The sequence below is a fragment of the Alteromonas sp. ALT199 genome, from assembly GCF_018619335.1.
Lineage (GTDB): Bacteria > Pseudomonadota > Gammaproteobacteria > Enterobacterales > Alteromonadaceae > Alteromonas.
In genome coordinates this window covers 1-4,877 of sequence record NZ_JAHHDX010000070.1, presented here as the reverse complement: position 1 = coordinate 4,877, position 4,877 = coordinate 1, and the positions used below count along the sequence as shown (strand labels likewise).

Here is a 4,877-nt window from a genome sequence, read left to right as displayed (position 1 = left end):
GCATTTAGCTAATCAATATATTAACAACAGCGTTTTGAAACCTTCGTTAGTAACTTCAATAAGATACCCTAATATATACAGCGCTGCGTGTGATTTTAAAACAATCTGATGTGTTAAAAAATTAACGAGCAACCACTTTATTTTGTTAATGGCTGTTTACAAATGAGGGCCTATGTGCAAATATTCACGAAAATGAGATATGTCTCATGTGATGGGCAAATGCCCTGCTGTAAGATCATCATTAAGAGACAGCCACTACAACAAGAGATTTGAAAATGAAATCAACGTCGAGCGATATTGATATTTCACATGTAAGCGATGAGCAATTGCCTATCGCGAAGCATAAACTTAAAGGTTGGAAGCACTTCATGGGCTTGTATGCCGGTGAACACGTAGCGGCCACTGAATTTGTGTTTGGTGCCACGTTTGTTGCCCTAGGGGCGACCATGACCGACATTTTACTGGGTCTGCTAATCGGTAACTTACTCGCTGTACTAAGCTGGACACTAATTACCACGCCTATCGCCGTAGAAACGCGATTAAGTTTATATTCTTACTTACAGAAAATCGCCGGTGATTCAATGACGAAGCTCTATAACTGGGCAAATGTGATTATATTCACCGTCATCTCCGCAGCTATGATCACCGTTTCGGCAACAGCCGTTCGCTTTGCGCTAAACATTCCGGCCCAACTGAACTGGTATCCCACTAATTTAGCGTTTGTCGCAGTGGTGCTAGCCGTGGGAGTTATTGTTGTTTTCGTCGCCATGTATGGCTTCAATGCAGTATCTGACTTCTCTCGTATTTGTGCTCCTTGGTTATTCACCATGTTTATCTGTGGTCCGCTTATTCTTATGCCTGCATTGGCGGAGTCTGTGATAGGGCAAACTTTTATTACGTCTTGGAATGATTTCATGCATATCGGCAGTACGTCGGTGTGGACCGGACTAACGCAAAGTGGTGAACCGGGCATTGGTTTATTAGAAGTTATCGGGTTTTCTTGGGCGGCAAATACCATTACACATTTCGGCCTTATTGATATGGCTCTGTTACGTTTTGCTAAACGCAAGCGCTACGGGCTTTGTACTTCTGCAGGCATGTTGTTTGGTCATTATGTTGCGTGGATTTCAGCAGGTATTATGGGGGCAGGTACCGCAGTAATCGTTCAAAAATCAATTGTAGAGCTTGATCCAGGTGATGTGGCATTCCATGCGCTAGGCCTATCTGGTCTTGTCATTGTTATCGTTGCGGGCTGGACAACAGCTAACGCTAACCTCTATCGTGCGGGCCTTGCTGCTCAAGCTATTTTCAAAGATAAGTCACGTACAAAAACCACTGCTGTTGTTGGTATGGTAACGGTTGCAATTGCATGCTTCCCATTCGTATTTACTAAGCTTCTGCCTTTGCTTACCTATGCGGGTTTGTTAGTTGTACCAGTGGGTGCCATTGTATTTGCCGAGCACATGATTTTTCCACGAATAGGGTATACCCGTTATTGGGCACATTATCAAAGCCTTACACACAGTACACCAGCGGTAGCTAGTTGGGGTCTTGGTCTTGTATTTGGCTTTGGCCTAAATGCCTTAGATGTCATGTCATTCTATTACCTGTTTATTCCAACGTGGTTCTTCACAATTGCTGTATATACCGCACTGGCTTCTAAATATGGCGCTAAAGAAGCGTATCCAGAGCAAGAGGCACAAGTTCAAGCTTTTGACGCTCGTGTTGAAGCACATCAGCAGCAAGAAGCAGCGTTAGAAAGTGAGCATGTTGAAGACACACGAGCTTCTTCAAAACTATTACGCATTGTTTCTGTAGCTAGCCTAGTTGTGTCTATCGCACTGGCAATAAAAACGTTTTCTCTTAGTGACACGCTTGCCGTGTATGAATTAAACCGCGATCTGTTCTTCAATGTTGGGTTCGCGTGCACAGTTATCTATTTCGTTACTGCGTATTGGGCGATGCGTCGTCAAAAAGCGCTACAAAATTAATAAGGTTCTTATGCAATCTCAAACGTCTATTTTATTAAACAAAGCTAACTTGCCGTCGTTGCCAGCTGACGTTAAGCGTCCAGCTTATGATGTGGAGAATGTTCAAACAGGTATCGTTCACATCGGCGTTGGCGGTTTTCACCGTGCACATGAAGCCATGTACGTAGACCGCTACATGGCGAAAACTGGCGATCTGTCGTGGGGTATTTGCGGTGTAGGTCTTCGTGAAAATGATCGCGCAATGAAAAAAGTGCTCGATGAACAAGATAACCTTTACACATTGGTTGAAAAGCACAACGATGGCTCACGAGTTGCGTCAGTTATAGGAGCAATGACCGGGTTTATGATGGCGCCGGATGCTCCTCAAGCGGTCATTGATAAAATGGCTGAACCTGAAGTACGCATTGTTTCTCTAACCATCACTGAAGGTGGGTATAACTTCGATGCGTCTACAGGGGAATTTATTACCACTAATCCCGACGTTATTCATGACATTGAAAACCCTAAAAATCCGAAACTAGTGTTTGGTTATTTGGTTGCCGCTATTAAAAAGCGCAAGGAAAACAACGTTAAGCCGTTTACCGTTATGTCGTGCGATAATATTCAGCACAACGGGCATGTGTTGAAGAAAATGTTGCTAGCTTATATCGAGCTATTCGACCAAGCTCTAGCGCAGTGGGTTAACGAGAACGTTAGCTTTCCTAACTCTATGGTAGACAGAATCACACCTGCTACTACAAGCGAAGATATTGTTTCGTTAAAAGCGCAGGGTATTGAAGATAGCTGGCCGGTAGTATGTGAGCCTTTCGATCAGTGGGTTATTGAAGATGACTTTTGTAACACTAAACCACAGTTTGATGAAGTAGGCGCACAGTTTGTTAGCGATGTTGCGCCTTATGAAAAGCTGAAGCTACGCATGCTAAATGCTGGGCATTCAGTGCTGGGTTTAGTCGGTTCAGTTGCCGGTCTTGATACTATTCACGAGAGTGTAGAAGCTGCGCAGTTAAAGCAGCTATTGTCTATCTTTATGGAAAAAGAGGTGATGCCAACCCTAGATCAGGTTGAAGGCATTGATGTATTTGATTATCGCGATACGTTAATCTCTCGTTTTTCAAACCCTTTTATCAAAGATACCTTGGCGCGTATTTGCTTAGAAAGTTCAGCCAAACTACCAGTATTCTTACTGCCAACGGTACGAGATAACTTAGTAGCCGGACGTGATGTAAGTATTAGTGCCTTTGTCGTCGCGTGTTGGTCGTATTATTCAGATAAACACGTGTCTCAAGATGGAAAGCCGTTAGAAATTAACGATGTATTGTCTGATACACTTCATCTCGCCGCTCAGCAAAATGAAACAGATAGCTTAAGCTTCTTGAAGATAGAAGAAGTGTTTGGCGAGCTGGCTCAGGAAGAAAAATTTGCTGATGTCTACAAGGCATTTCTTGAGCGTGTTTATCAAAATGAGCCTGTACTTTCGATAAGCGAAGCACTTTCCCAAGAAAAGCTAGCTGTGGCTAGAGCCAGTTAAGTCTTACTTACTAATAAATAAACAAAAGGAGAGTTAATTTTAACTCTCCTTTTTTCTTTTCATCTTGAAAAGAAAAAAGCGACCCGAAGGTCGCTTCTTAAAGTGCAGATTTCTCTGCAACCATGTTGAACTGGTTCACATGGCGTGAAATTGTCTCACAGTCGCTCTTGGAGTACCGCTGCGATAGGGTTGTCTTGCAAGCCATTTTCGGCAACCCATGCTTGTAAAGTCTTGCCGTCTGCTTCGGGGGCTTTTAAGTCGCTTTTTGGCATCTTTTTAACTAGCAACTCTCCGGCTTCCACTGCATTATTTAACATCGCCGTACGGATCAGGCTATTACCGCTGCAGCTTACGCCCGAATAGTAGTCTTTTAGTTTCATTCGATAGTCAGACTGAACTGCGCGCATCTTCTTTCTCAATTCGCCTTTATCGTCCGCCTGCACAATCGTGCATATATTTGCTAATGCCTCGCTAACGTCAGCTTGCGCTAATGATGACACACCGAAAGTACCGGCAATAACAAGAGAAGCTTTAACTATTTTCAACATGGCTAATTCCTCAAGTAAATTTTAATAGTTGTTTTCGTCGGGATAATTAAACGATAAAGCTGAATTAAGAAAAATACGTTAGCTAATACTTTGGTATATATCGCCATATCAAAAAGGGGGGCGAAAGCTTTTTTGTTAACTCGGCTAGTTCGAGTTAGGACGATAAAAGCGCTCCTACAGTCGCTAACCAAAATAGAACAAGTTTCATGCGACTCATTTCATAACGATTGTGTTATGTTATACTGTAACAATGCGTGTTTGAGTATGCGCCTATAAGCGAGTGATAACAGGGCATGAAGATCACCGCTTTTACATTGAGGATAGAATGGATCAACGATTTCAAAACCTACTTGCTACAGCACAAGATAAATGTGATGGAAATGGCCTACGCTTGACACAAAAGCGTAAACAAGTACTTAATATTTTAATTGAAGCATCCTCTCCGCTTTCGGCCTACGAAATTAAAGATTTGTATGCAAAACAGCATAATGAAAATATAAAACCAATGACTATCTACCGTGCTCTTGAGTTCTTGGTAGAAGCAAATTTAGTACACAAGCTTAACCTTAATAATAAATATATCGGATGCGCTCGCGCCAAATGCTGCGAACATCATGGGTATTCACAATTTTTAATTTGTGTTCGCTGCGGCAACGTTGAAGAAACTAACGTAGACCCCGTTATTTATGAACATCTTGTTCAACAAGCACAAGCTTACCAATGCGAGATAGTAATGCCTCACTTAGAAGTGGCGTGTATCTGCGTACGTTGTAAATAATCCCAAATTTCAAATTTTTATACGAATAAAAC

Annotated in this window: 4 protein-coding genes; 3 read left to right on the top strand and 1 reads right to left on the bottom strand. The window is 42.4% G+C overall.

Annotation, left to right across the window (positions count from 1 at the left end; translation table 11 throughout):
* Window positions 1–275: 275 nt before the first annotated feature.
* Both KL866_RS07245 and KL866_RS07240 read left to right on the top strand, forming a co-directional pair.
* Complete coding sequence (locus tag KL866_RS07245) at window positions 276–1,991, top strand: cytosine permease (protein ID WP_025254998.1); 1,716 nt, start codon at window positions 276–278, stop codon at window positions 1,989–1,991.
* 10 nt (window positions 1,992–2,001) lie between these two features.
* On the top strand, window positions 2,002–3,519 hold the full coding sequence (locus tag KL866_RS07240; RefSeq protein ID WP_214994335.1) for a mannitol dehydrogenase family protein: 1,518 nt from the start codon (window positions 2,002–2,004) through the stop codon (window positions 3,517–3,519).
* A 155-nt stretch (window positions 3,520–3,674) separates the two neighbouring features.
* Here KL866_RS07240 and KL866_RS07235 read toward each other — a convergent pair whose 3' ends face one another.
* Window positions 3,675–4,067 (bottom strand): DUF3718 domain-containing protein, encoded by a 393-nt coding sequence (locus tag KL866_RS07235; RefSeq protein ID WP_025255000.1) that lies wholly within the window; start codon window positions 4,065–4,067, stop codon window positions 3,675–3,677.
* A 325-nt stretch (window positions 4,068–4,392) separates the two neighbouring features.
* Here KL866_RS07235 and KL866_RS07230 point away from each other — a divergent pair, with 325 nt between their 5' ends.
* Window positions 4,393–4,845, top strand: coding sequence for a Fur family transcriptional regulator (locus KL866_RS07230; RefSeq protein WP_214994333.1), 453 nt, complete (start codon window positions 4,393–4,395; stop codon window positions 4,843–4,845).
* The last annotated feature ends 32 nt before the right edge of the window (window positions 4,846–4,877 follow it).